Source organism: Methanimicrococcus hacksteinii (genome assembly GCF_032714515.1).
GTDB lineage: Archaea > Halobacteriota > Methanosarcinia > Methanosarcinales > Methanosarcinaceae > Methanimicrococcus > Methanimicrococcus hacksteinii.
This window is the reverse complement of record NZ_JAWDKC010000015.1, coordinates 17940-42609: the sequence shown is the minus strand read 5'-3', so window position 1 is coordinate 42609 and position 24670 is coordinate 17940. Positions and strand designations below refer to the sequence as shown.

The 24670-nt window shown below is 44.8% G+C and carries 23 protein-coding genes and 1 pseudogene; 16 read left to right on the top strand and 8 right to left on the bottom strand.

The window, feature by feature from the left end:
- Positions 1-283: 283 nt before the first annotated feature.
- The 4 genes from MmiAt1_RS04560 to MmiAt1_RS04545 form a co-directional block, all read right to left on the bottom strand.
- Positions 284-925: a hypothetical protein gene (locus MmiAt1_RS04560; RefSeq protein ID WP_318785715.1), complete on the bottom strand. Its 642-nt coding sequence runs from the start codon at positions 923-925 to the stop codon at positions 284-286.
- A 164-nt stretch (positions 926-1089) separates the two neighbouring features.
- Complete coding sequence (locus tag MmiAt1_RS04555) at positions 1090-1914, bottom strand: hypothetical protein (RefSeq protein WP_318785714.1); 825 nt, start codon at positions 1912-1914, stop codon at positions 1090-1092.
- Positions 1915-1939: 25 nt separating this feature from the next.
- Entirely contained in the window at positions 1940-2206 is a 267-nt protein-coding gene (locus tag MmiAt1_RS04550) for a hypothetical protein (RefSeq protein WP_318785713.1), read from the bottom strand.
- A 191-nt stretch (positions 2207-2397) separates the two neighbouring features.
- Positions 2398-3165 (bottom strand): hypothetical protein, encoded by a 768-nt coding sequence (locus MmiAt1_RS04545; RefSeq protein ID WP_318785712.1) that lies wholly within the window; start codon positions 3163-3165, stop codon positions 2398-2400.
- Positions 3166-3960: 795 nt separating this feature from the next.
- Here MmiAt1_RS04545 and pssA point away from each other — a divergent pair.
- Positions 3961-4659, top strand: a complete 699-nt coding sequence (pssA, locus tag MmiAt1_RS04540) for a CDP-diacylglycerol--serine O-phosphatidyltransferase (RefSeq protein ID WP_318785711.1) — start codon at positions 3961-3963, stop codon at positions 4657-4659.
- A 6-nt stretch (positions 4660-4665) separates the two neighbouring features.
- Positions 4666-5040, top strand: coding sequence for a dihydroneopterin aldolase family protein (locus MmiAt1_RS04535; protein ID WP_318785710.1), 375 nt, complete (start codon positions 4666-4668; stop codon positions 5038-5040).
- Between the two features lie 276 nt (positions 5041-5316).
- Here MmiAt1_RS04535 and MmiAt1_RS04530 read toward each other — a convergent pair whose 3' ends face one another.
- Positions 5317-6402 (bottom strand): AI-2E family transporter, encoded by a 1086-nt coding sequence (locus MmiAt1_RS04530; RefSeq protein WP_318785709.1) that lies wholly within the window; start codon positions 6400-6402, stop codon positions 5317-5319.
- A gap of 392 nt (positions 6403-6794) precedes the next feature.
- Here MmiAt1_RS04530 and argS point away from each other — a divergent pair, with 392 nt between their 5' ends.
- Positions 6795-8564: an arginine--tRNA ligase gene (argS, locus tag MmiAt1_RS04525; protein WP_318785708.1), complete on the top strand. Its 1770-nt coding sequence runs from the start codon at positions 6795-6797 to the stop codon at positions 8562-8564.
- A gap of 194 nt (positions 8565-8758) precedes the next feature.
- On the top strand, positions 8759-9355 hold the full coding sequence (locus MmiAt1_RS04520) for a DUF3795 domain-containing protein (protein ID WP_318785707.1): 597 nt from the start codon (positions 8759-8761) through the stop codon (positions 9353-9355).
- Positions 9356-9507: 152 nt separating this feature from the next.
- Here the strand turns inward: MmiAt1_RS04520 and MmiAt1_RS04515 are convergent, their stop codons facing one another.
- From MmiAt1_RS04515 to MmiAt1_RS04505, 3 genes are all read right to left on the bottom strand, one after another.
- Complete coding sequence (locus tag MmiAt1_RS04515) at positions 9508-9765, bottom strand: PRC-barrel domain-containing protein (RefSeq protein ID WP_318785706.1); 258 nt, start codon at positions 9763-9765, stop codon at positions 9508-9510.
- 304 nt (positions 9766-10069) lie between these two features.
- A complete protein-coding gene (gene sepS, locus MmiAt1_RS04510; protein WP_318785705.1) occupies positions 10070-11689 on the bottom strand; it encodes an O-phosphoserine--tRNA ligase in 1620 nt (539 codons plus the stop codon).
- Between the two features lie 250 nt (positions 11690-11939).
- Entirely contained in the window at positions 11940-13076 is a 1137-nt protein-coding gene (locus MmiAt1_RS04505; RefSeq protein WP_318785704.1) for a presenilin family intramembrane aspartyl protease PSH, read from the bottom strand.
- 497 nt (positions 13077-13573) lie between these two features.
- On the opposite strand from MmiAt1_RS04505, the gene MmiAt1_RS04500 reads away from it, so the two are divergent.
- The 12 genes and pseudogenes from MmiAt1_RS04500 (at position 13574) to MmiAt1_RS04450 (ending at position 24579) form a co-directional block, all read left to right on the top strand.
- Entirely contained in the window at positions 13574-13897 is a 324-nt protein-coding gene (locus MmiAt1_RS04500; protein ID WP_318785703.1) for a hypothetical protein, read from the top strand.
- Between the two features lie 71 nt (positions 13898-13968).
- Entirely contained in the window at positions 13969-14724 is a 756-nt protein-coding gene (locus MmiAt1_RS04495; RefSeq protein WP_318785702.1) for a hypothetical protein, read from the top strand.
- Positions 14712-15467: an HAD family hydrolase gene (locus MmiAt1_RS04490; RefSeq protein ID WP_318785802.1), complete on the top strand. Its 756-nt coding sequence runs from the start codon at positions 14712-14714 to the stop codon at positions 15465-15467. The genes MmiAt1_RS04495 and MmiAt1_RS04490 overlap by 13 nt, the downstream gene beginning before the upstream one ends.
- 280 nt (positions 15468-15747) lie before the next feature.
- Positions 15748-17604 (top strand): methyl coenzyme M reductase system, component A2, encoded by a 1857-nt coding sequence (atwA, locus tag MmiAt1_RS04485; protein ID WP_318785701.1) that lies wholly within the window; start codon positions 15748-15750, stop codon positions 17602-17604.
- 47 nt (positions 17605-17651) lie between these two features.
- Positions 17652-19259, top strand: a complete 1608-nt coding sequence (mmp3, locus tag MmiAt1_RS04480) for a methyl-coenzyme M reductase-associated protein Mmp3 (RefSeq protein WP_318785700.1) — start codon at positions 17652-17654, stop codon at positions 19257-19259.
- A pseudogene (locus tag MmiAt1_RS09405) lies at positions 19256-19717 on the top strand (methanogenesis marker 6 protein); the annotation flags it as partial. The gene mmp3 and the pseudogene MmiAt1_RS09405, both read left to right, overlap by 4 nt.
- A 119-nt stretch (positions 19718-19836) precedes the next feature.
- Positions 19837-20313, top strand: coding sequence for a hypothetical protein (locus MmiAt1_RS09400; protein ID WP_420891286.1), 477 nt, complete (start codon positions 19837-19839; stop codon positions 20311-20313).
- 40 nt (positions 20314-20353) lie between these two features.
- Positions 20354-20836 carry a methanogenesis marker 5 protein gene (locus tag MmiAt1_RS04470; RefSeq protein WP_318785698.1) on the top strand — a complete coding sequence of 161 codons (483 nt, stop codon included), beginning with the start codon at positions 20354-20356 and terminating at the stop codon, positions 20834-20836.
- On the top strand, positions 20833-22194 hold the full coding sequence (locus tag MmiAt1_RS04465) for a methanogenesis marker 15 protein (RefSeq protein ID WP_318785697.1): 1362 nt from the start codon (positions 20833-20835) through the stop codon (positions 22192-22194). Before MmiAt1_RS04470 ends, MmiAt1_RS04465 begins: the two co-directional genes overlap by 4 nt.
- 8 nt (positions 22195-22202) lie before the next feature.
- On the top strand, positions 22203-22895 hold the full coding sequence (locus MmiAt1_RS04460; protein WP_318785801.1) for a methanogenesis marker 17 protein: 693 nt from the start codon (positions 22203-22205) through the stop codon (positions 22893-22895).
- Positions 22895-23833, top strand: coding sequence for a methanogenesis marker 7 protein (locus tag MmiAt1_RS04455; RefSeq protein WP_318785696.1), 939 nt, complete (start codon positions 22895-22897; stop codon positions 23831-23833). Before MmiAt1_RS04460 ends, MmiAt1_RS04455 begins: the two co-directional genes overlap by 1 nt.
- Positions 23834-23904: 71 nt before the next feature.
- A complete protein-coding gene (locus tag MmiAt1_RS04450; RefSeq protein WP_318785695.1) occupies positions 23905-24579 on the top strand; it encodes a DUF6994 family protein in 675 nt (224 codons plus the stop codon).
- Positions 24580-24670: the final 91 nt, after the last annotated feature.

Genomic DNA, 24670 nt, shown 5'->3' with positions numbered 1-24670 from the left:
ATGGAAGGTTTTTTGCTTCATTTCGGCCACACTTCAGGAATTTTTCTGAAATAATCGGTTTTTTAAAAAATTAATTTTTTAAGAATATATTTAAAAATACATTATTTCTAAAATACATTATTTCTAAAATACATTATTTCTAAAATCATTATTTCTAAAATCATTATTTTAATTGATTTATTATAATTCGCATATAATATTTATGTTTGCCCTTTGGAAATGATTCACCGAAAAATCAGAAAAATTAAAAAATCCGAAAGATTCAAAAGATGAAAATCTTCCGTCAAGCAAAACCGGCCGAATACTCCGGAATTTCAATGCGGCCGCCGATGATGTCAAATTCCGCTTCTTTTCCGTTTATCATGACCGAATAACGGCCGTCTTCAAGCGTTTCGGAATTTCCGATAAAAACGGAATATGTCAAATTCTGTGCCGAATGTCCGGTTTCATCAGAACTGCAAAACGGAATATAAACCGTCCAAGTATTATTCGAATCGTTTTTCAGAACAGTCACATTCTGTTCGTCGACCGTTTCAAAAAGCGGGTTTTCGGTCCAAATTTCTGCCGCGGCATAAATTTCCGAACCGTTTGATTCGATTTTCACATTATTGACCGGCGCCGTTCGGGACGCTGCCAAAAAGCTGCCGTCGTAACGGAAAACAACCGTTTCATGCAGATTTTTGCCTTCGTTAATGATGACGCGGTATTCGGATCCGTCATTGTAATCTTTGACTTTGCCGATCGGCCTTAACATGCCCCATCCGGGCGGGCCGTCGCGCAGACGTTCCAAAAATGGCGTATGAGATGTCCGATTGACAGTGACAAAAATCGTATCGTTTTCGGACCGAACTGTGACGTTATTGGGATCAAAAACAAATCCGGAATTGTCGGGCTCGGACAAATCCAATCCGAAATAAAGCCACAAATCCTCGCCGTCATCCTAAACATACATCTCACCGATATCGGCGGGAATTTTTTGAGGTTCAGTCGTATCTAAACAGCCTGAAAAGGAAACAGAAACGGAAACGAATAAAATTAAAAAAACAACGGCAATGCCCGTAATAGGAATCCGTCGCCGAATGCTTAGAATCATGCGGGGCACCATATGGTATTGTAAGACAATTCATTGATCATCTCATGATTTTCAATGCTGAAAGGAAGATCGTTGCCGTTAACGGAAACCGTGTATTCGCCTTCTGCCAATTCTTTTTGATTGCCGACGACAAAACGAACCGTTGATCTCCGATCGTCAACAGAATGACCGCCTTCACCGGTTTTAACCGGCAGATAAATGGTGCAGGAATTGTTTTCATCAAATCCTTCGGGCTGAATAATATGGTCGCGGGCAACGCTTGAGTTGCTGTCAAACAAAACGGCGACGACGACATGAACAATGTCATCCCCGTCCAATTCATATTGGCCGGATTCCAATGCGGCCGGCTCATACCTGTACAAGCCGCCGTCTTCCACGGAAAAGCGAACGGAAGAATAATAATCATCATCCGGGCGATCATTGACGGAAACAATAAAATCGCCGCGGTCGTCAAAATCACTGATTTTTCCGACAGAAACATCCGTGTGCTCAACGATGTAATCCGAATCCGGAATTCCGATTTGGTAAACAGGAACACGAATAAAAATTGTGTTTCCGGTTTGACTGACCGTGATATTTTCCGTCAGAACCGTTTGGTTCTCCGGGTCTCTTAAAATTGTCGCCGTTTTGACAAACAAGTCATCGCCGTTTGAAAAAACACCCGCTCCGGAAGATTCTCCCAAAACGATTGTACCGCCTTCGGGCAGTTTACCGCCATCTGTATCATCTGCATCATCTGCGTCATCCGCGCCCAAACAGCCGCAGAAAACAATTACCAGAACAATCAAAAATCCGAAAAGAAGAGAATGAGAAAATTTCATAGGATACTCTCCGCACAGAAATTATTTAATTGTTGTTATAAATGTCCGGCAGCGTTTGAATGGAAACAAAAATGATGGCAAGAGTTTGTACAATCAAATTCAAAATGAGACACGTTTTTATTGATTGCATCAATAATTGATGCGGTTCGCGCGCGGGAGGAGGCAGGTAATGCAGCAGCAGTGACAAACGGAAAACGGAAGTCAGCTGCGTCCCCGTTCGCGACAGCGAACGGCTGCTCCAAAAAAATGCAGATGCATATGGAAATGCGCCTCTCATTGCAAACAGAGACATACACAAAAACGGGCTCAAAAAGATGTTCCAATTAGAATGAATTTGAAAAATAAAAATGAAATAAGTGAAAAATAAAAATGAAACAAGTGAAAAACAAAAACGAGAAAAGTAAAGAAATGGAAAAATAAATAAAAAAAGCCTTCGAGTTAAAAACCCGAAGGCGAAATATTTGAACGATTGGATGATTCCGATTACGCGGTCACAATCTGATTGTTTTCAACGGTGAAAGAAACTTCTGCGCCGTTGACAAGAACGGTGTATGTGCCGTCTTCAAGCTGATCGAGCTGTCCGATGACGAAGGATTCCTGAACGTAAATCAAGTTCAAAGTGGTAATGCCGTCCTGAACCTGAACGGGAATGCTGATTTCATAGACGCCGTTTTCAAACTTGCCGGACGTTGTGATGTTTTCTTTGTCAATGGTTTCGGCGCTGCCGCCCAAAACAACATCGGCATTCACGGTGATATTGTTGCCGTCGTTTCCGACAGTGATGTCACCGATGACTCCGGGTCTGAAGAAGTAAAGTTCTCCGTCTTCGAATTTGATGGTTGATGTAAATTCTTTTTCGGTTCCGGCATTGACGATGACTGTGTATTCGCCGTCTTTGAATCCGTCTTTTGCGCCGAGAACGACTTCAACGGTTTCAAAGCCGAGGTCTTTTGTGTTGACCGGGCTGGAGTTCACAACAGGAACGTTCACGTAAATTTTGTCGCCGTCAACGGTTACGGTGATGTTGTCTTTGTCGACGCTCTGGCTGTGTGTGCCCTGAATCTGGACAAGAATTTCAGCCGTCACATTGCCGTCATTGACAGGGAATGTGTAGTAAGAGATGGATTGAATTACTGCAGGATTTGCAGAGGTTTCGGGCGCTTTGTCATCGGATGCCAAGCAGCCGCTGAAACTGACGGCCAAAACGGCAACCGCAAAAACGGAAAGCGCGATAAGAATAGATTTTTTCATTTTTTATACCTCGGATTTGGTTTTTATATCGTTTTGTTTGTTTTTATAATTATGAATCTGTATCGTTTTTTGGATTAGATTATTTTTCCGGATTTATTTATTGATAGAGATTTGAATAATTTTGATTGCAGATTTTAAGTTTCGGATTTTAAAGCCATGAAACGATTAGATTTTTGTAAAGGATATGCCCGCACCGTTTTTGATATTTGTTTTTGAGATTCGTTTTTCAGCGGGCGTTTTTGATTCAGAAGATTGTATTTCTTTTTTGATTCCTTTTTGGTTTTCGTTTTTGGTTTTCGTTTTTGGTTTTCGTTTTTGGAAGGGAATGAGGAATCGTCGGGAATTCTTTTGAATCCGTTTTGAAATCGTTTTTATTTTTCGGATAAATGAAGGTCGTTTTTGATTCGTTTTTGATTTGTTTTTTCAGTCGTTTTAATTCTGTTTGTCAGATAAGAACTCCAACCGGAGAACAGAACAAAGATTCTGTTCTGCAATTTAGAGTTCGAAGTTTTGATCCCGTTGAATAGTTCATTGAACATATAATAGTTCAATAGTATTCAAGTAATCTAACAATATACTTCATTGTTTATAACTGTTACCTAAAATACAGATTTATTTGAAGTTATGAGACAGGTTCAAAAATCCGACAGTAGAGAATGTGCGGCCCGGATGTGAACAAAACGGAGACGGTTTGGAAAGTCGGCTTACACCGATTTCCCCGGATAAAACATTGAACAGAAGGTAAATTCCGCAACTGCCGAAGAATATATAAAGATAAAATGGAATTGTATGAACATGTTACATCTCTTGAAAGCGCCCGATTTTGTCTCAATGATTAACCTCATTTTTGGGATGGCGGCCATATTTTTTGCATTCAGCGGCGCTTTTGGAGCGGCAGCGGCTTGTTTACTGATCGCGGCAGCAGCCGACGGTGTTGACGGCTATGTCGCCCGGAAAACATCCGGGGGTCCTTTGGGAGAACACATTGATTCGCTCGTAGATGTCGTTTCATTCGGCGTTGCGCCGGCAGTCATTGTTTACTGCATGAGCGAAAATATCATTTCAGTCGTTTTTGTTTGTTTTTATCTCATCTGCGGCATTCTCAGACTGGCCCGCTACAATGCGATGCCGCACAAAAAAGAAGAATACGCGGGAATTCCGATTACCGGAGCCGCAGTCGCCCTTTCTATGTTTGTTCTGATTCTTTTCAACCTTGAAAAAACAAATTTTTCGATTCCGTATGACATCGAAATCATGTTTGTCTTCATGTTTGTCCTCTCTCTGCTGATGATTAGCACGATTCCGTATTCGAAAGTCATGAAAAAAGAAACGTTTGCCGTTTTAATCATTCTGTTTGTCGGAACAATCGCGTCCCTTTTTGTCAGCAATGCGCTTATTGTGATTTTCCCGGCCATCCTCGGCTTTTTAATGCTGATTTATTTGATTTCTCCGCTGATCGGACTGATCAGCAAAAAGAAAAGCGTTCAGCTGTGAGGCAAAATGATGACGGAAAACCGGTCCGAAATAACGGACAGAGACAACGCTCTTTTTGAAGCCGGCATTAAGCTCGGCGCCCTTTATCATCAATTCACCGGAAGCCCGCTTTCGATTTCCGGAATCGCGTCAATGGAAAAAGCAATTCGGGAAAGTATTGCCGCTCAGCCGTTTGTTGAAAAAATCGAAGTTAAAATTGATGAAAAACGCGTCTTTGGTGAAATAAATGAAACATTCAGATACACAGAACTCAAAGGCGCGATGCTGGATGTCAAAGCCGTCATTCGCTGCCGTTCGGCGCGTGTTTTTGTGTCATTGAAATATGACGAACAATTAAATTACCCGCTGATGAAAATTGAACAAATCGAAACAGAATTTTGATTAAAACAATCTGTTTTTCTTCTTTCATACTGAACTTCTTATTTCATAGAACTTCAGACTCATACTGAACTTCAGACTCATACTGAACTTCAGACTCATACTGAACTTCAGACTCATACTGAACTTCAGACTCATACTGAACTTCAGACTCATACTGAACTTCAGACTCATACTGAACTTCAGACTCAACTGAATTTCAGATTCATATTGAATTCAGTATTCCATACTGAATCTCGTTATTTCTTCATATAGAATTTCTTCATTCTCCCGATATTTTTACTCATGCCGTTCGGGGAAAATATCTGTCAGCAGCTTGTATGATTCAATCAGTATGATTTTGCAGATGATATAAATCGGAATGCTCAAAATCATTCCGAGCGCTCCGAATAATTGCGAAAAAACCAAAATCAGGACAACGGTTGTGAACGGGTTGACGCTGACTTTGCTTGAAATCATAAACGGGACAAGATAAATGTTGTCAACGATCTGAGCAATCAGACAAACGCCGGCCGCCAGAATGGCGACATTTATTCCGATGACAAAACCCACCACGACCGGCGGGACGGTTGCAATCATCGGTCCGATGTACGGCACATTGTTGAGCAAACCGGCCAAAAGACCGAGGAAAAGCCAGCCGGGAAGACCGATTAAATAGAATCCGACACAGCTGATTATTGCAATGCCGACGCTTTCAATGATTTTTGCGACAAAGAAATTGTTGGACTGGGTCAGAATCGCATTTGCCGTGTGCTTAAATTCGTTTTCGAACCTTTTCGGCACCATGCCGTCAATGATTCCTTTGATTCTGCCGCTGTCTTTGAAATACATATTAAACATAATCGGATAAAGCAGAACAATGGCAAGAACATAAAAAAGCATTTGAGACAGGAAATCGCGCGTATATGAAAAAATCGAGTTGACGATTGTGTCCACGGTATTCTGAACCCAAGTTGTCACCGCATCGGGCAGCACGGAAAGCATGTCAAGCAAAAGCTGCGTTCCTTGAAGAATCATCGCCTGAAGGCCCGACAAATCGGAAAACAATTCAGACAAATTACTGATCTGCGTTGCGAAGAAATAAAGAGAAATACTGCCGGCAACCAATATTAAAGCAATTGCCAGAACCTGTTTCTGCTTACGGGTGTATTTGCCGGTATATTTGTTGAACAAATTGATGGCTTTATTTAAAAGAGCAATAAAACACAAACCGAAAAGAACGACAATGAAAATTTCCCGGAAATAAAACAGGACCCAAATGACGGCGCATAAAACGGCGAAAATGATGCCCAAAGACAGCCAAACCCTCATATTTGCCGTCAGCGGCAGAGGAACGCTGTAATTCGTTGTCGTCGTTTTAACCATATTATTCTCCGGAAGCATTTTTTTCAAATTGCGGCGGTCATAATTATATTTATTATAGATTTATGTTTAAGAATACGTCTTTGTTTTTATAGTCTGCGGCGCCGTTTAACATTTCAAACCTCCGCCCGAAAAGAATTCAAAAAAGCCGGAAAAAGACGGCGGGAAAAAAGAGAAATATTTAAATTCAGAGATCCGATTCAAATATCAAAAGATTCAACAATAATTGACATATTGACATTTCAGTTGTATTTCAGTTGTATTTCATATTTCAGTTATTGTATTTCATTTATATTTCATTTACATTTCATTGATATTTACATGATATTTATAGAATATTTCATAATTTATGATTATTTAATTCACAGGATTGACTCACGGGGTCGGTGATTATTTTGTTTATCGAATTTAAAAACCAAGTTCAAAAAACGCTCGGTGCTGCTGCGGCGGCGCTCGGCTATGACATCAAGGATGAAGAGGTGCCGTTTGAAGTTTCCGAACATGCTGATTTGGCATCCCGGCTGGCTTTTTTGCTGGCGGCGCAGAAGAAAGACGGCAATAAGGACGGCAGCAAAGACGGAAAGGACGATAAAAGCAACCCCGCTCAAATCGCACAAGAAATTGCAGCTGCGGCTTCCGGCCTGTTAAAAGACGCGGATTTAATCGGGAAAATCACCGCGCAAGGTCCTTACGTTAACATTTTCGCGTCCGACAAATATTTGGTGCAGACCGTTGAAAATGCGGTTGCCGAGAAGGAAAACTACGGCGCCGGAAAGAATTCGGGAAAAATTCTTTTGGAACACACATCCGCCAATCCGAACGGTCCGCTTCACGTCGGACACATCCGAAACGCGATTCTCGGCGACACGCTGACCCGAATTTTAAGAAAAGCGGGATACGATGTGGAAGCCCAATATTATGTCAACGACATCGGCCGCCAGATTGCCGTCGTTTCATGGGCGGCTTCCAAATATCCGCTTAATCGGGATATTAAGCCGGATTACGCCATCGTTGAGGTTTATGTCAAAGCAAACGAAGACATCGCCAAAGACGAAACAATCAACAATCACATTGAAGATTTGATGAAAAATGTGGAAAACGGTGACAAAGAAACGATTGACAGTTTCACGGAAGCCGTTGACATGGCGATTGCCGGCATTTCCGAGACGCTTCAGCTGATGAACGTCAGGCACGACAAATTCGTCCGCGAATCTCAATTTATTCAAAGCGGCGCGGTCTGGGATGTCATTTCCCGACTGGAAGCTACCGGCAAAACAAAAGATTCAGACGGCGCGCTTGTCGTTGATCTTTCCGAGTACGGTTTTGAAAAGACGCTTGTGATCCGCCGCTCAAACGGCACATCGCTTTACACGACCCGGGATTTGGCTTACCATGAGTGGAAAGCACCCCAATGCGACCGCATGATCGATGTTTTCGGCGCCGACCACAAATTGATTTCCGGTCAGCTTCGTGCCGCGCTGGACCTGCTCGGCGACAAAACGCCCGAAGTCGTTATTTTTGAATTCGTTTCCCTTCCGGAAGGTTCCATGAGCACGCGCCGCGGCGTTTTCATTACCGCCGATGAGCTGCTCAAGCAGATGATTGACAAAGCTTACGAAGAAATCGAAACACGCCGCCCCGAAGAAACGGAAGATTTCAAGAAAGAAGTCGCCAGAATGGTCGGAATCGGTGCAACGCGCTACGATATTATCAAAGTGTCTTCCGACAAATCCACCGTTTTCGAATGGGAAACGGCGCTTGACTTTGAAAAGCAGGGCGCGCCTTTCATTCAGTACGCGCACGCCCGCGCCTCCAACATTTTAACAAAAGCCGGAGAAGACGGAACAATCGGCAGCGACGGCATCACGTCCGAATTTGCGAATTTCACACTTTTGACGGAACCGCAGGAAGCCGCGCTCATCAAGAAAATCGCGCAGTTCGAACAGAAAGTCAATGACTGCGCCGTCAGCTTAAAACCGCACACCTTTGCGATTTATGCCCGTGAATTAGCGGATGATTTCAATCAATTCTACCGCTACGTTCCCGTTTTAAATGTCGAAGACGCCGACTTGAAAAAAGCAAGATTGGCTTTGGTTTTTGCCGCCAAAACGGCAATCGCCAATGCGCTTGACTGTTTGGGAATTGACGCGCCGGAATCCATGTAACGGATTCCGACTCTTTTTTCCAATTATTTTAATTATTTTAATTATTTTAATTATTTTTTCAATTGTCTCCGCAATATTTATTCAATTATTTTAACAATTATTTTTTCGATTATTTCTTCGATTCATTTTTAATTGCTTTTACAATTATATTTACAATTTTAATAACAATTTAAAAACATGGAAAGGATCCGGAAATGGAATATTTTCAAAGACAATATCCGATGCTTGCCGCCTGCGGCTTAAATTGCGGCCTTTGCCCCCGCCGGCATACCGACGGCCCTTCCAAATGTCCCGGCTGCGCCGGCAAAGGTTTTTCAGAAAAGCATCCGTCCTGCGGGCATCTTTCCTGCGTTCAGCGCCGCAGCATCGAATATTGTTTCCAATGTGACGAATATCCCTGCAAAAGGTTTGACGCGGCCGTTCTTTTTGATTCGTTTATCACGCACCGGAACATGATGACAAATTTTGACAAAATCAAAAAAGAAGGATTGGAAGCTTATCAAGCCGAACTGAACGAAAAAATTGAGATTCTTCAAACCCTGCTGAACGGTTACGATGACGGGCGCCGGAAAAGTTTTTACTGCACCGCCGTGAATTTGTCGGAGCTTTCGGAAATCAAATCCGTCACGGATACGCTGGCCGCTGAAACAAATCCGGAAGATTCATTGAAAGAAAAAGCCGCGGCAGCCGTCCGTTTATTTCAGGAAGCGGCCGATAAAAACAATATTGATCTGAAATTGCGTAAAAAAGAACCGGTCAGAAAGAAAATCGATCAGAATCAACCGGAATGAACGCGAGAATCAAACTTAACCGAAAAATAAAACGATGAAATAAAAGTTAAAAACAAAATAAAAAACAAAAAAAAAGTTAAAAACAAAAAAAATGAAGTAAAAAAGTTAAAAGTAAAAAAGTTAAAAGTAAAAAAGTAAAAAACGGAGCCGATTTAATCATCGGCCTTCTTTTGGAATCTGCGAATCACATCGCGGATTAAAACAATGTCTGCTGCGGTGACGACCCAGCGGTACGGAATAATAATGCCGTCGCCTGCCACGTCAAAAACATCTGTGTTGACATGATTTGCAATGATTCCGGAAACGGATTGGCTTTCGACATCGATGATTAAATCAGTGACTTTTCCGACATAAATACCGTTAACGGTGTAAATGTCAAGTCCAAAAAGTGAAGTCAGTTCGGTACGCATATTTTCTCGCCTTTGAATTTAATGTGTGAAATATAAATGAATTGTGTGAATGAATGGAATGAATGATTAGTGTATATATGGGAATACAATATAAATTATTTGTTCATTTTTATAGCTTTTGACAAGCCAATCATCATTTTGAAAACATGATTTCAAAAAAATGAAATGCGGAAAATAACTGAACAAATTAAACCGAATAAATCAAACTGAATGAATCAAACGAATGAATCAAATCGAATAAATTAAACTGAATAAATCCGGATTTCGGATTTATCAGGCTTAGAGCTTATCAGATTTATCGGACTTATTCAATTTTGAACAAAACGGTCGTAAACACGGGACCGCGGACATCGATTTTCTTATTGTTTCCGGTCACGTAGCGCTGTCCGAGATCTGTCAGCTTCATATTGACTTCGGAAAGCATTTTTACCATGCGGACACGTGATTCGTGTTCGGATGCGCCGGCTTCTGCGGCTTCTTCTGCTTCTGCGGCTGCGGCTGCGGCAAACGCATTAACAAATGTGAATCCGGTTTTTGCCGAATGGTTTTCGAGTGCTTTTTCCCACTTTTTCTGATTCGGAACGCCGAGAATATCGCCGTTGTACGCAACGACTTCATTAAATGTTGCGGGGCCTGCAAGCGATGTGTCGGATTCGGGTTCTGCAATCGTAACGGTGACGGTTTTGCCGCACAATTCGCCTTTCCAGACTTCGAATTCACAAGGCCCGGCCTCTTTTCCGTGCTCTTTGTATCCTTTAACAATCGCGTCGGCAACCTCTCGGCCGGCATCTGTTTTCGGCGTTTTGATCAATTCGACCTGGCGGGCCAGTTCGGAATCTTCCATTTCCCAGTCGCCGTATTGTGAAAATTGCGGATAAGTCATGTAACGCATGTCTTTGGCGTCGTAAAGAATCATAGCCAAACGCTCGACGCCGAGGCCGAGATTCATGACCGGCATCGGAATATTGTATTCGGAAAGCGCAGGCGCGGCGTAAATGCCGAAGGTGGCAACTTCAATCCAGCCGTCGCTGTATTTTGTATCCGAGCCATCCAATTTCGGGTGATAAGCGTAAACTTCGATCTGCGTGTCGGGCGCGTAATATTTGCTGCGTTTGTTGTCGGGACGGAACATGAATTTTTCAAATCCGAACTGAGAAAGGAGACCTTCGGCAACCATTTTGCCGTGGTCGACGGTCACGTTTTCATCCATGATAACGCAGGACGCCGAATAATAAGTCATGAGGCGCGACGCATCTTCCTGCTGTTCGCGGCGGAAACAGCGGTCGATTGAGAAGAGCGAGAACGGCGGTTCGTTGCGTTCAAGCAATTCTGAAAGTGTGATGAACCAGCCGCTGGTCATGTGGCTGCGAAGTGTTTTGCTTGTGCCTTCCGGCTTGAGTTCTTTGAATTCCGGAAAGACTTTTTCAATCAATTCGACAACAAAAATATCGGTCACATTGAGCTGCTCGGAAAGTTCGGAAACCAAGTCGTCGCCTTCAATCGTTCCTTTTTTGTAAGCGTGAAGCACTTTTCGGATAATTTCAATGCCGTCGTCATCGATTCCGACAATGATTTCTTTGATTTTTCGGATGCGTTCATCGGAAATGCCGACGTTCGGGCGCGGGAGGCCTGCCAGATAGAAGCAGCGATCCAAGACGGCGGGCGCTTCGTCGCCGAACTGTTTGTAAATATCGCGCTCCTCAACAATGAGCGGGTTCATGTATTCGGCAAAGCCCATTCTCATGTACGCGTCTCTTAATCTCCGGATTGTTTCATAAACGGGATGCGGTTTTCCGAAAACCGGCTTCATGCGCGGATAGCTTTCTTCAAGCTTATTTTTTTTAATGTATTTTCCCGACTCAATCCATGCTTTTTCAAAATTTTCGTTTTTTTCCCGACGAACCTGTTCCGGATCAAATTTCATAATAAAAGGCCTCGATAATTCAATAATCAATAATCAATAGTCAATAATCAATAATGGTGATTTGAAAAATAATTTTAAAATCTTAAAACTTTCAAATTTAAAGTTAATGAAATTAAAGTCTGTAAAGTTTGAAATTAAAGTTTGAAGTAATGAAATTAAAGTTTGAAATAATGAAATAATGAAATAAATTAATGGAATCTTTAATTCGTTTCAGAATAATAAAGATTCCCGAATTTCCAATTTTTGGGTTTCAGAACCCGAGGCTGAGTGAAATCGTTGCGCCTGAAATCAAAACGCCTGCAAAAAAGCCGAGGATTGCGCCGGAATTCAAAAACGGAAGGCCGGCCTGCGGCTTTCCTCTGGAAACCACGTACATCAAAACGGCAAAACCGACAAAGGTGCCGATCATTGTGAAAAGCGCGGGCATTGAAAGCACGCCGTCGTGTTCAATGAATTTGTTGGCGGAAACGACCAGAAGCGTCGGGATAACGGCGTCGCCGAGGCCCATGAAAAGCGCGTCTGATTTTTTCTTTTTCTTTTGGATTTCGGCAGCAGCGTCAATCGTTCCGCCGGTTTCGTCGGCTTTGATTTCGCCTGCCATTTCAGTTGCGGCAATGAATTCTTCAACGGCGGCTTCGGTGGTTACAACTGCATCTTCCGTTTGGATGAGTGCTTCCGAACCGGTTTCACCTTCCGTTTTGTGTTCGGCTTCACATTCAGATTCGTTTTCTGCTTCACATTCGGCTTTGTTTTCGCCGTTTTCGTCATCATCGTCGTCGTCCGAAAAGTCTTCTTCGATGTACGAATAGCGCCAGCTTTTCGGAATCACAAACAATATCGGGAGTTTCATATCCATCATGCCGTTGGCCAGCGTCAGCATGTGTTTGGTTTTGTAAACGGAAATGAAATCGTAAACCAAAAGGCCGATCATTAAAACGATAATCGGGATGTAAGAAAGGGAAACGCCGATGACGGCGCAGGCGCCGATTGAAATCATCAGGCCGGCAAAGTCAATGATGTACCATTCCGGATATTTGTAAAGCAGAACGGCAAAAATGACGGCGGCGGCAATTGAAATCACGACCGTGATGTCCGTCAGGCCGACGGCTTTGTCGATGATGGCTGCAAAAACGTAATACAGCGTCATGGCAATGGCTAAATAAATAATGCCGCGGATGACAAAGGTTTTGTTTTTCTTAATCAGATAAACGATGAGCGCCGAAAAGAGAAGCAAAACGACGATGTAATAAACGGAATATCCGACGCTTTCGGGATTTTCAAGCGGCGGCTGATTTGCAATGTAGTCTGTGGTTGCCAGCCAAAGGGAACCGACCTGAACAATCAAAATGAAAATACCCATAATGAAATACGGGATCAGATTTTCCATTTTTTGTGAAAACGTTAAAGGGGATTTTTCGGAACTCAAGAGAAAAACCTCATCAATCGGATGAATAGATTATGTTAAGAATTAAAATAACTGCAAATATTAATGTAAATTCAATGTAAATGAACGTAAATAAAAGTTAATGTTAATGAAAGGAAAACTTCAAACGAAGCCCCATGCCGAAACGTAAATTTAAAAACGAAATCGACATACAGAATTTTGAATAACATAATTTGGTTAATATTTATATACTTTCGTAAACTCTTTTATATCAGATGACAGAGCGCTTTTTGATTTAAATTGTCACATCGCAGAAACAAATCTGTCAAACAGAAAAAATCTGTCAAACAGAAAAAATCTGTCAACGGAGCAAATCTGTCAAGCAGAGTAAATCTGTAAAGATCAAACGGCGCATCATATTTTGATTAACAATTTATTTTCACACAAAATTTCGTAAAATATCACAACTCACACAACTTTCAAACAGTCAGGTGAACAACATGGAAACAAAAGACATTATTGCCTTTATTTTAATAGAAATCGCCACTCTTGTAATGGCCTATGCATGGCTTCAAAGATTCGTTTACAATCCGTACAATTGGGTCATTATTTTCTGTCTTCTCATCGTTGTCGGTGTTGCGACATACATGATTTTATCCGTCAACAGCCGCCTCAATGAAATCGAAGAAAGAATGGAAAGCCGCGACAAAGCGATTCGCGTCAGCATTATGACGGTCGAGGCCGACCTTGAAAATCAGCTTCAGAAATTGAACCACAACGTCGAAAGCGCGGTTTCGGAAATTAATAAAAAGCGTTTCATTTAAGAATATTTCATCTGATTGAAATCGTTTTTTCATTTACATTTTTTTATTTTTTGTTGGTCGCTGAGCTTGCAGTGTCGTTTGCGTTTGTATTTTATGCTTGTACTGCCTGCAATGTGCTGCCGTTCGGACCAAGTATGCACGCTGCCGTTCGGACCAAATATGCACGCTGCCGCTCGGACCAAATATGCACGCTGCCGCTCGGACCAAGTATGCACGCTGCCGTTCGGACCAAATATGCGCGCTGCCGCTCGGACCAAATATGCACGCTGCCGCTCGGACCAAGTATGCACGCTGCCGTTCGGACCAAATATGCACGCTGCCGCTCGGACCAAATATGCACGCTGCCGTTCGGACCAAGTATGCACGCTGCCGCTCGGATCAGTGTGCGAGCTGCCATTTGGATCAAGTATGTGGGCTGCCATATGCATCTGCTCTTTTTTATCACAGCCGTTCGCTACGCGAACGTGGGCACAGATTACCTTCAGTTTTCCGTTTGCTGCCGCTACCTTGCTGTTTGCATTGCTGCCGCCATTGCTGCTACCGCTGTCGCTGCCACTGCCGCCTGCGCGCGCGAGCCCCATCGTTTTTTAAAAATATACAAAACGAACCCGTGTTTTTTAAAAATTATTCAAAACGGACCCGTGTTTTTTAAAAATTATGCAAAACGTGACCCGCGTCTTTTGAAAAATATGACAAAACGGTCTGTGTTTTGGGGGGAAATCAAAACCTTTTTACATATCCTGACCGTTTTTTTCTCATGGAATCTTTTAAACAAAACGCTGTTGTTTTCGATTGCGCGGGGACATTGGTTGAAATGTACCGCGTGACGAAGGACTTGGAAACCGGGAAAATTCTTTTGGATGCGGATAATTTAAAACTGATTGCGGAAGGCGAAGGCCGGGGACTTATCATTATGGACGCGCCTTTGGATTTGGTTCAGAATCAGCCGCCGGAAAGATTGCTGTCGGACTTTTTGAGAAAAGAAAAAATTCCGTTCGGCGTGGCTTACGCGACCAAGGGATTTGACAGCGGCGACATTTCGCGCATTCTTTTGGATGATAAAACAACGATGAGCGAATTTTTGGAAACAAACAAAGAGGCGACAGCCTTTTTTGACGACATTATCTACGAAGTGTTCGGATTCGTCGCCGATTCGGGGAAAAACAAAATCACGCACATTATGAGCACCGGGGGAAAACTTTTCGACAGCGCCAAAGAGGTTGTCTCGGCCGTGAGGGAAAACTGTGATGTTTATATCGCCTCGGGTGACGATTACGCAAATCTGAATCGGGTTGCCGACAAACTCGGCATCTCCAAAGAAAATGTAATCGGACTCTGTGACGACATCCGAAAAGAAGAGATTATTCTGGATTTGCAGAACCATTATCCGAAAGTGATTATGATCGGCGACGGGTTAAACGACATGCCGGCACTTCTGGCGGCCGATTACGGCATTTTAATCAGCCGGAGCAATTATCATTCGCCGGAAGAACTCAGAGATGCGGCCGACGATATTGTTGACGATTTGGGCGAATGCACCGAACTTCTGCAATCTTATATATTAGAGTAAATCGTGTTTGATATACATTTGTCATATACATCATTAATACATCATTAATACTTCACGAATACATTAATTGCAATTAATACATCATCAAGTATATCATCATCTGTAATGTTTATAAATAAAGAATTCAACATGAATATCTTACATTTATTTTAAAAAATCTGTAAAAATAGAAAACTGCCTTTTCAATATTGCAACGGTAGCAGTATGAAAAATTTGCAAGCTCAGGAAAGGAAAAAGAAGCTTTCAAACAGATACAACAGAAAAGGAAAGGATAGTTAATATGTCTGCTTTCATTGAAGTGAAAAACTTGTCCGTTGATTTTGACGGAAAATTTGTTTTAAAAGGCGTGAATTTAACCGTGGAAGAGGGGGAAGTCATCGGCATTCTCGGAAAAAGCGGCTGCGGGAAAACGATCTTTATGCACGTCTTGAGAGGAACGGAAGCGATCGGCCATGTGACCGGAGAAGTTCTGTATCATGTCGCCCGGTGTCCGAACTGCCATCATGTCGATTTCCCGAGCAAAGTCGGCAAAAAATGCGAGTGCGGATGCGACGGAAAATACGAACCCCTGACGGTTGATTTTGTGACGGCCGGCCTCCACGACGGCGACCGGAAAGATGTGACAAAACGCATCTCCATCATGATTCAAAGAACATTCGCGCTTTACGGCGACGACAGTGTTTTAACAAACATTTTAAACGCGCTGAACGAAGTCGGCTACAAGGGAACCGACGCGATTAAGAAAGCGGCGGACTTGCTCGAAGAAGTCAACGTTTCCCACCGCATGCTCCACATTGCCCGCGAACTCTCGGGCGGCGAAAAGCAGCGTGTCGTTTTGGCCCGCCAGCTTGTGAAAGAGCCCATGCTTCTGCTGGCCGACGAGCCGACGGGAACATTGGATCCGATGAACGCGGACTTGGTTCACAAAATACTGGCGGAAGCCGTTGAAACGCGCGGCATGACCATGATTATTACGTCTCACTGGCCGGATGTTATTTTAGAGCTGGCGCACAAAGCCGTTTTACTGGACGGCGGCGAAGTGATTGACATCGGAGAGCCGAAAAAGATTGTCGACAAATTCCTGGAAGGCTACACCGAAGTCGTTGTCGATAAGCCCAAAGAATTCGGCGAGCCGATCATCAAAGTGGAACATCTGACAAAAAAATATGTTTCCGTTGACCGCGGCGTTGTCCGCGCGATTGATGACATTTCATTTGAAGTTTACGAAAGGGAAATCTTCGGCCTGATCGGCGAGAGCGGTGCCGGAAAGACGACAACGTCCAAAATATTAATGGGCATCGTTCCCCCGACAAGCGGCGAAGTGCTGGTGCGCGTCGGCGACGAGTGGATCGATATGAAAGTCCCCGGCGTTGCCAACAAAGGCCGCGCAACGAAATATATGGGTATCCTGTATCAGGAATACAGCTTGTATCCGCACAGCACCGTCATTGAAAACCTGACAGAATCCATCAGCTTAGACCTGCCGTATGAGCTCGGCATCCGAAAAGCCATTCAAACGCTTATGGTTGCCGGTTTTACCGAGCAGGAAGCCAAAGACATCCTGAACAAGCAGACTTTTGAACTCAGCGAAGGCGAAAGACACCGCGTTGCAATGGCGCAGGTGCTTATGAAAGAGCCCAATATCGTGATTATGGATGAGCCGACGGGCACAATGGACCCGCTCACCCGCGCTTCCGTGACCAACTCCATCTTAAACGCCCGCGACAAACTCGGCGAAACGTTTGTGATTGTTTCCCATGACATGGATTTCGTGTACGAAGTCTGTGACCGCGTCGCTTACATCAAAGGCGGCAAAATTGAAGCCGTCGGCGACCCGCATGAGATAGTTCCCAAACTTGTGGAAAAGCCCAAAGGGAAAACGGACAAAAAACCCGCGGCAAAGACGACAAAAGCAACAGCGTCAAAAGCAACAGCGTCAAAAGCAACAACGGCAAAAGCAGCGGCTCCAAAAACGGCAGCTTCAAAAACAGCGGATGAAAAGAAAACAAAATCCAAAACGGCGGCAAAATCTTCCAAAAAAGCAGACACGGCCAAAAAAGCAGAAGTGAGCAAAATGGAAGAGAAAGCGTCGGAAAAAGAAAATATTGAAATTAATACCGACGGCGGTTGCGTTTAAACAATCTGCCGGCTCAATCAGTAAAAACAAAACAGATTGGAGATGGAATGGTGGCATCCAAAATCAATGTGACAGTCAACGGAACAGAACACGCGTTCAAGGCGAAAATCACACCGGCCGAAATCATTGAAAAGACCGGCGCGCCGTATACAGAAGGTGCCTGCGTTTGTATTGTCAAAAAGAAAAAAGAAGAAGAAAAGACTCTGACAAAAGAGTTTGTCCTTCAAACGAACAAAGGACCGCTGGTGATTGAATTAAAAGACCCGTCGTCTGTGTCCTCTCAAATCTGGATTGAAAATTATGATAAATTAGCGCCGTTTCCGATTTTAATGGAAAGTCCGGACGCCATTTCATTCGGCCCGTTTGAAACGGAATATGATTTCGTTCGCGGCAGCAAGCGCTACCGTAAATATGATGTCGTTTTAAGCGCCGGCGGTTTTGACACGTCTCAAACGACGCTGACATTTTCTAAAAAGGATCATTACGCCGAATACGGAACGCCTGAAGACGGTGTTTTTGCAACGCTGATTGCCGGCCGCACCAATTTGGAAAAAATCGACAAAGGCGATGTGATTGAATCCATCGAACCGTATGTTGAAGAAAAAGCGGCGTACGGCGAAGGGCAGTGCACGTCCGATTTATCCGTTCCGCTGGAAGACGGCGACCGATTGATTACGGTTGCCGAAATTGAAATGTCTCCGCATTCCCCGCAGGGTACGGAAACTTTTTTTGCGATCATTAAAGACGGAACGTTCCAAATTGACTCAACCGCCAATGCTTTCCGGTCGGACGACACGCTGAAAGGCGAGCCGTGCGAATATGAAAATTTCGAGCCGCGCAAACTCGGCGCCGTTTGTTTGAGAACGGCAGGCACGGGCCGCGGCCGCGCTTACATTTCAACCGCGAACAGAGCCTCCAGTCTGCTTCACTCGGTTGTCGGCCATGTGGTTTCCGGAATGGAGCTGCCCTATTTTGCAGCGCCGGGCGATAAATTCACGGTGGAGACCGCGCCGCCGCGTCTTCTGCTTCTGGGTCACAATATCGGCGATTCCAAAGAGCTGTTAAAAGCGCTCGGCATTAAAATGAATGTCAGCGGCTCGGACGATAAGGAAGATGTCATTGTCGCACAGTCGCCGGCAACGACGATTGAAATTTTAAGAGAAGGCGAAGTGACGGTGACCGCCGTTCCGACGGGTAAGCTGATTGAAGTTGAATTTTATTATGACGAGGCGCCGAAGAGCGTCGAATTCTTCAGGCATTCCATTGATCTGAAAACACAGCCGGTCGGCCAGCTTCCGGTGTCGATGGTGTATGACGAAACATACATTTTCAAGGCGGAAAAGGAAGCCGAAAAATACAAAGAAATCATGCCGGAAAACACGCCGAAAAGCAATGTCAAAGCGTTTGACATCGGCATTACGAATCAGTCGGCCAAGAGAATGGGCTACATCGGCGTGCGCCTGGCGGATGAAACAATGTTCGGCCCCACCGGTGAAAAGTTTGAAGCAACCAACATCATCGGCCGTGTTTTAAATCCCGATAATCTGAAAAATATCCAAGAAGGCGATGTGATTTACATCAAAGAAATCAACGCCCGAACAACGCCGACAGATGCGGAAGACGATGCCGCGGAAGCAGAGGAGGAAGAAGCATGAGCAGCGAAATCAAAGACGCGGACAAAGCGGCAAAGCCGTTCGTGAATAAGAATGTTAAAAAACCGCTTTCGGGGCAAAAGGAAATTACGAAAATCGTTGCCGTCAGTTCCGACAAAGTGCTTCCGGCAGACGCGGCTCAGGCGGCTTATGCATCGGGCTATCCCGTAACGCTCAAAGAAACCTGCTACGGTCTGGTGCTGACGGGAACGGAAGAAAACGTTAACGCCGTCGTCAAAATTGTTCAGGATTTGGATAAGAATCATATTTTTGTGAAAGACCGCGGCTTTCCGGCGGGCGACCCGCGCCGCTGCCGCGCGACCCGAAACGGCGGACAGCGTCCCGGATTTTACACGCTTCATGAAGAAATTTCAAAGATGGGCGCCGTCGGCGAAGCGCTTGACAATTATGAAGCGGGTGCAGAGAGAAGGCCTGCCGAGTGGCCGAACCGCCCGAGCTCGTTTAAGATGGAAGATTTAATAAAAGATGAACTCGGCGAAAACAAGAAAAAACCGAAAATGGCAAAGGTTGTCACCGACAGAATTGCAGAAAAGCAGAAAGCTGAGAAAGCGGCGGCAGAATCTGCCGAAGCAAAAACGGCAAAAGCTGTCAAAACAAAAGCAACGACAGAAACTGCCAAAACAAAGGCGGCGGAAAAAACTGCCGAAACTTCAAAAATGAAGACGGCAAAAAAAGCAGCACCGAAAGATGCGGAAAAGGAAAATTCCAAAAGCGCCGCGAAAAAATCAACTGCAGAGAAGCCGACGGCAAAAACATCGGCGACAAAAACTTCGACTGCAAAAGCACCGGCAGCAAAAACACCGGCGACAAAAGCACCGGCAGCAAAAACATCGGCGACAAAAACTCCGACCGCAAAAGCACCGGCAGCAAAAACACCGGCGACAAAAACTTCGACCGCAAAAGCACCGGCAGCAAGAGCACCGGCGGCAAAAACACCGACCGCAAAGAAACCGGAGGAGAAAAAGACGGCAGCGAAAAAGAAATGAGATGGGATCTCAGAATTTTATTAACATTTAATTTTATTGACATTTATTAATTAAATCAAAAATGAAGGAAATTTAAAAACAAAGAGGTGGATGCTTGTGAAAGTTTTTATTTACCCCACAAACAGCTTTATTCTGGCGGACTTGGTAACGCGGTCCGGTCACGAGCCGCTGGTCATTATGAATCAGGTGCGCGAAAAAGTTACGTCGCTCAGTGTCGATTCCCCGCCGCTGAATATTACGCCCGAAGACCCGAATCTCGGCTTAAAATACGCGGCGATTGAAGTTCCGGCAGGCGTTCGCGGACGCATGTCTTTGATGGGACCGATGGTGGAAGAGGCGGACGCAGGCATTATTGTCGAGGACACGCCCGCCGATTTCGGCTGCTCCGGCTGCAACCGTACAAACGAACTGGTCAAATATTTGGCGCGAATCAATGTCGACCGCAGCAAAATTTTGGAAATCAAATACCCATCCAATGACGAGCAAATGGAAGATTTCGTTTACACGATTTTGGATTTCTTAAAAACGCTCCCGGAAAAAAGTGAAACTGAAAAAGGCGGTGACAAAAAATGAGCAAAACACAGCCTTTGAAAATGGCAAACGCCGGTGAAGAAAAACTGTGTTTGGATTCCGAGCCGCCGAAAAATTTTGAAAAAGGGCCTGAAACACAGCCGTCCAAACAAAAACATCCGAAACCCGAAGCCAAAGTGAAAATTGCGCTCGTCTCATGCGGAACGGAATACGGCGGCGTTCAGCCCGCTTTTGAGCAGGCGGCCGCAAAAGTGAATGCCGAATTCATTTATCCCGAGATTGATATTGCCGCATTGGATACGATCGGCAAAGATTTCGGTGTCGAGGCCGCCAGCGGTGATCTTCGGCTGATGATGGCGCGCGCGCAGGCGGTCGTCCGCGGCGAAACAATCGCAGACGGTGTGTTCGTGACAACCTGTTTCAGATGCGCGGAAGCGGCCATCGTTCGAAACGAGGTCAGACGCTACATTCACAAATATTCCAATGTGCCCGTTATCAGTTATTCTTTTACCGAACAGACCGACGCGGCAACGCTTTACACACGCTTTGAAGCGCTGACAACCATTGCCAAGCGCCGCCATCTGCTGGCCCGCGAAGTGCAGCACGGCATTACGGCCGGCATTGATTCGGGATCGACAACCACGAAAGCCGTCATCATGAAGGACAATAAAATTCTCGGCTACGGCTGGGTGCCTTCCAACGAAGTGATTGAAAGCGCCGAAAAAGCATTCGTTCAGGCGCTTGAAATGTCGGGCATTGACCGGAGCGAAATTCAGGCGCTCGGAACAACCGGTTACGGCCGCTACCTTGTCGGCGAACATTACAATGCGGATTTGGTTCAGGAAGAAATCACGACGAACTCCAAAGGCGCCGTTTATTTGGCGGATGTTCAGAAGGGACCTGCAACCGTTATTGATATCGGCGGCATGGACAACAAAGCGATTTCCGTTGAAGACGGTATTCCCGGAATGTTTACGATGGGCGGCATTTGCGCCGGCGCTTCGGGACGTTTCTTTGAAACTGTTGCCAAGCGTTTGAATGTGGACATTACCGAACTCGGTGATTTGGCGATGAAGGGATTTCAGGAAAATGTTCAGATGAACAGCTACTGTATCGTTTTCGGAACGCAGTCACTGGTTAATTCGCTTGCGAAGGGCGCGCTGCCCAAAGACGTGGCCGCCGCGGCCTGCCGCAGTGTTGTCGAGCAGATTTATCAGCAGCAGCTTCAGGAAGTTGATGTCAAGGAACCGGTGATTTTGGTCGGCGGCTCTTCTTTGATTAAAGGTGTTCCGCGCGAGCTGAGCAATTTGCTGAATGTGAAAGTGATTGTTCCCGAAAATTCACACCTCATCGGCGCTGTCGGCGCCGCTCTTCTGGCTTCCGGATTCGTGGAGGAGTAACCGTGAATATGGAACCGCTTGAGATTTTTAAAGTCACCTCTCCCGTGGAATCGGAAGCGGCCGTTTATCATGACATTATTGCCGATGTCATGTCCGACCTGAGGCTGGCGTCTGCAATCGGCCGAATCACTGTTGAGATATATCCGGCGGGATCGCTTTTTATGATGGCGGCGATGCTTCGAGATGTCGAAATGCCGATTCGGATTTCCGATATGGCCGCCGTTGATACCGCTTATGAAGGCGGCGAGGGTTATGTTAAAATCACGATTGAGCGGGAGAAATATATGCCCGAGCTGACGCGTTATTTGTGGGAGAGATATACGCCCGCAAATGTGACGCAGGCGGATCGCTGGACGATTCTGGTCCGCGCAGACGACCCCGCGGAGGAAGCGGCAGCGCTTCCGACACACATTATCGCAAATCCGTCTCAAAATTTGCATTCGGATATGATTGAATTTTCGATCCGTTGTGTTCCGGAAGGATTTCGCGTCCGGTATCATACGTTCGGAAACAACGAATTCATGTTTATCGCGTCGGAAGACATTATTGAAACGACTCAGCTGAAGCATGCCGAAAAAATGATGGAAAAGCTCAGGGCGGCAAAACCCGATGTGACGGAAACAAAAACGGCAGACGGCAAAGGAAAGCGCGAGGCGCGGAATAAGGAAGAAACTTTTGAAAGAAACCGGGAGGAACAATAATGGGAACGGTTTACGAACCTTATGTGTTCAACGGCGGCGTTTACAAACACGGAAGGATCATTGAGCTGCTTGAAGATGTCGGCGGCTATTTGGTCAACAAAATGATTACGATTACGGAAGTCACGATGGACATGATGATTCCGGAAGATGATGTGCCGCTGATTGAAGAGCTTGCGAAAAAACAGCTTGGAACACTGGTGAAGTCGCCGCTCACGGGCGTTGAAATCGCGGTCGTCTCTCCGACGCTTGCGTCACACCATCTGCCGCACTCGGCCTGCGACATCGCGGAATATCTGCGCCACCCGGGCGCGAAGACGACGATGATCGGCCTGGCCCGCGGAATGGGACGCCGTGTCTCGCTCAATGACGATTTTGAACGCCGGCTGATTAACGAGCACGACATTGCGCTTTACTGCCTGGGTTCGTTTAAAGATTGCCTGGTCAATAAAAAACCGCGCCTTTTTGAAGGCGTCGAAGTGCCGATTGTCGCAACCGGCGGCCCCGCCGATATTCAGGTTGAAGAAATGAACGGCGCCGATATGTACATCGGAAATTTGGGACGCCTGTCTCACAGAATGCGCAGCACGGATGAAATGAATGCGCTTGACGTGATGAACGAAAGCGTTGCCGAGCTTGTCGAGGAAATGCGCCGGGCTTTTTCCAAAGACCCGCCGGCGGTTTTGCCCGCGCGTGCAATGAAGGAAATTGAAAATCAGATTCCTGAGATTCATAAATCTCTTGCACCGTCGCCGCTCGTATTGAAAATGTCGGGCGTTCGCGTGAAACTGCCGTACGAAATGTTTCATGAGCGCGTCAGAGAAGTGGAATTTGACGAAGGCCCGAAGCTCGGCGAGATCGCGGAAATTACAAAATCAAAAATGAACGATTACATTTTGGTTCAGATTAAACCGAAATCGGAAGTCGGGTTTGAGATCTGATATTGTCTCACTCCCCTGATGTTGAAATAACATTTATGCAAATCTGCATTAACATATTCAAGAGGCTAAAAATGAAAAATATCCATCATAATTATTGGACCGGAGAATACGAAGAGAAAGATGCTGATTTGTGCAATCCGGATCTAGTCCTCGCGATGCAGGAGTTATATGGCCGTAAGGGATTTGATTTTGGAAAAGGCAACGATAGATTTAATGACAAAAACAAAAAGAATCATTATCGGCCTGACGGGTATTCGGTTTACACCCCCCTCAATGGAAATTACAGCAGCAAGATGCCTTTTAGGCGTAAAACCGTTGAAAACAATAAAGAATTAGCAGATAAATGTTTCTTTTTAGCGGGAACGATTGCAGGAGAGATATTTTTCCCATGCCGCAGGTTGGATGGGATGAACACAATGAATCAGTCTCGCGGTGAGCTTCACGGGGATGTAAAAGACATGATGTACATCACTTTGGATAGTATCAAAAAATATTATGCCAAAGAAGATGATAATTACCCCCTTAAAGAAACGATAGAAACATATGGATATTTCTTTGATTGTTTCGACTCATTTGATGAATACATAGAATATAATTTGTTACAAGATTATGAATTGCTGCCCAAAAAATTTCCGACAGCGGAAAATGAACTTGTCGAGTTTTGGGAGAAGTCTGTTGAATTTTTAGAAGCAAGATTGCAGCGAATCGAAGAATATGCAAAACAGAATGGCTTATTAGAGGAATGAATTTACGAATACAAAAACCGTTATATATTCCCTCTTCCGTTTTAGCATATTCAATTTCTAATTAATGTTATATGTAAACGGTTTTAGAAAT

What these genes read in the sequence shown, in the direction of transcription:
- MmiAt1_RS04500 (WP_318785703.1), top strand. Translation starts at nt 13,574, where the DNA reads ATGGAAACAAAAGACATTATTGCCTTTATTTTAATAGAAATCGCCACT.
- MmiAt1_RS04450 (WP_318785695.1), top strand. Translation starts at nt 23,905, where the DNA reads ATGAAAAATATCCATCATAATTATTGGACCGGAGAATACGAAGAGAAA.
- MmiAt1_RS04470 (WP_318785698.1), top strand. Translation starts at nt 20,354, where the DNA reads ATGCTTGTGAAAGTTTTTATTTACCCCACAAACAGCTTTATTCTGGCG.
- MmiAt1_RS04520 (WP_318785707.1), top strand. Translation starts at nt 8,759, where the DNA reads ATGGAATATTTTCAAAGACAATATCCGATGCTTGCCGCCTGCGGCTTA.
- MmiAt1_RS04460 (WP_318785801.1), top strand. Translation starts at nt 22,203, where the DNA reads ATGGAACCGCTTGAGATTTTTAAAGTCACCTCTCCCGTGGAATCGGAA.
- MmiAt1_RS04530 (WP_318785709.1), bottom strand. Translation starts at nt 6,402, where the DNA reads ATGGTTAAAACGACGACAACGAATTACAGCGTTCCTCTGCCGCTGACG.
- MmiAt1_RS04515 (WP_318785706.1), bottom strand. Translation starts at nt 9,765, where the DNA reads ATGCGTACCGAACTGACTTCACTTTTTGGACTTGACATTTACACCGTT.
- MmiAt1_RS04490 (WP_318785802.1), top strand. Translation starts at nt 14,712, where the DNA reads ATGTACCGCGTGACGAAGGACTTGGAAACCGGGAAAATTCTTTTGGAT.
- mmp3 (WP_318785700.1), top strand. Translation starts at nt 17,652, where the DNA reads ATGGTGGCATCCAAAATCAATGTGACAGTCAACGGAACAGAACACGCG.
- MmiAt1_RS04465 (WP_318785697.1), top strand. Translation starts at nt 20,833, where the DNA reads ATGAGCAAAACACAGCCTTTGAAAATGGCAAACGCCGGTGAAGAAAAA.
- MmiAt1_RS04555 (WP_318785714.1), bottom strand. Translation starts at nt 1,914, where the DNA reads ATGAAATTTTCTCATTCTCTTCTTTTCGGATTTTTGATTGTTCTGGTA.
- MmiAt1_RS04505 (WP_318785704.1), bottom strand. Translation starts at nt 13,076, where the DNA reads ATGGAAAATCTGATCCCGTATTTCATTATGGGTATTTTCATTTTGATT.
- MmiAt1_RS04550 (WP_318785713.1), bottom strand. Translation starts at nt 2,206, where the DNA reads ATGTCTCTGTTTGCAATGAGAGGCGCATTTCCATATGCATCTGCATTT.
- MmiAt1_RS04455 (WP_318785696.1), top strand. Translation starts at nt 22,895, where the DNA reads ATGGGAACGGTTTACGAACCTTATGTGTTCAACGGCGGCGTTTACAAA.
- pssA (WP_318785711.1), top strand. Translation starts at nt 3,961, where the DNA reads ATGTTACATCTCTTGAAAGCGCCCGATTTTGTCTCAATGATTAACCTC.
- MmiAt1_RS04535 (WP_318785710.1), top strand. Translation starts at nt 4,666, where the DNA reads ATGATGACGGAAAACCGGTCCGAAATAACGGACAGAGACAACGCTCTT.
- atwA (WP_318785701.1), top strand. Translation starts at nt 15,748, where the DNA reads ATGTCTGCTTTCATTGAAGTGAAAAACTTGTCCGTTGATTTTGACGGA.
- MmiAt1_RS04545 (WP_318785712.1), bottom strand. Translation starts at nt 3,165, where the DNA reads ATGAAAAAATCTATTCTTATCGCGCTTTCCGTTTTTGCGGTTGCCGTT.
- sepS (WP_318785705.1), bottom strand. Translation starts at nt 11,689, where the DNA reads ATGAAATTTGATCCGGAACAGGTTCGTCGGGAAAAAAACGAAAATTTT.